This window comes from Plasticicumulans sp. (assembly GCF_035331805.1).
In the GTDB taxonomy this organism is placed as follows: Bacteria; Pseudomonadota; Gammaproteobacteria; order Competibacterales; family Competibacteraceae; genus Plasticicumulans.
Window position 1 is genome coordinate 1 of record NZ_DAOLKE010000558.1, and the last position, 1,524, is coordinate 1,524.

The 1,524-nt window shown below is 68.6% G+C and carries 1 protein-coding gene; it reads left to right on the forward strand.

What is annotated here, in order from left to right; all coding sequences use genetic code 11:
• Positions 1-76: 76 nt before the first annotated feature.
• On the forward strand, positions 77-1,524 hold a 1,448-nt coding region (gene creD / locus PKE44_RS19355; protein ID WP_324554483.1), incomplete at its 3' end, for a cell envelope integrity protein CreD.

Sequence of the window (1,524 nt, forward strand, 5' to 3'; positions counted from 1 at the left end):
GCCGAGCGGCGGTGCCATCGCGCGTATCGTGCTGCCGCGCTGAACGACCGCCGCCGGCGAGGCGCACTGCTCGCGCGTGGCGAACACGCGGCGGACACGCGCGGGACACCCGGCGGACAACCGGCACTTCACACCCGCTTCACAATCGCTTCACCGTCGCGCCGCAGACTCGCTCCATCGTTCACCCCGGGAGCCTGCCATGCAAAAGAAACTCATCCTCAAGCTGTTTGCCATCGCCGTTCTGTCGCTGCTCCTGCTCGTTCCGCTCGGCATGATCGAACACCAGGTGCGCGAGCGCAGCGTGCGCCAGGCCGAAGTCGTGCGCAACATCGCCGAGGCGGCGGCCGGCGCGCAAACCGTGGTCGGGCCGCTGCTCGCCATCCGCTACCGCGAACGCATCGAGCACCGCGAGAAGGATGCCTCGACCGGGCACGAAAGCGTGCGCCACGAGATCGTCGAGCGCTGCCGCGTCCTGCCGCCACAAAAGCTCGATATCGCCGGCAGCGCGCGTGTCGAGATGCGTCATCGCGGGCTCTACGGCGCGCGCCTCTACCACCTCGATCTGGCGTTCACCGGCACCGCCGAGCTGCCGCCGCATCTGGGTCTCGACGGCACGCCGCAACTCGTAGACGCGCAGGCTTTCCTGGTTCTCGGCCTGTCCGACCCGCGCGGTGTCGGCCTCGACCCCGAGGTGCTGATCGACGGCGCGGCGCGCCGCTTCGCCACCGGAACGCAGAGCCTGCTCCCCGGCGCCGGCTTGCACATCGCCTTGGGCAAGGTCGACCTGGCAGCCGCCCGCCGCATCGAGTTCTCGTTCCCGCTCAAGCTGATGGGTCTCGAACACCTGAACATCGCGCCGGCCGGCGAGAGTACGAGCGTGGCGCTCACCTCCGACTGGCCGCACCCGAGCTTCCAGGGCCGCTTCCTGCCGACGATGCGCCAGGTGAGCGAGCAAGGCTTTACCGCGCGCTGGGAAGTCTCGCACCTTGCCCGCAACTTCGAGCGCATCGTCAAGGGCGGCGCCGAACACGCGGCGCACGGCGAAACGCTGGGCGTCAGCTACCTGGACCCGGTCAACATCTACCTGAAGTCCGAGCGCGCAGTGAAGTACGGCGTGCTCTTCGTCGTCCTCACCTTCGCCGCGTTCTTCCTCACCGAAACGCTGCGCCGGCTGGCGATTCATCCGCTGCAATACCTGCTCGTCGGCCTGGCGCTCGCCACTTTCTTCCTGCTCCTGATCGGGCTCTCCGAACACCTCGACTTCGCCCTCGCCTACGCCAGCGCGGCCGTCGCCAGCACGCTGCTGATCACCGTCTATCTCGCCAGCGCGCTGCGCGAACGCCGGCGCGGAATCGCTTTCGGCACCGGCATCGCCCTGCTCTACGCGGTGCTCTACGGCGTCCTGCTCTCGGAAGACAATGCGCTGCTGATGGGCGCGCTGCTGATCTTCGCCGCACTCGCCGCGACCATGCTGGCCACGCGCCACATCGACTGGTACCGCGTCGGCAACGGCGATGAACCGGC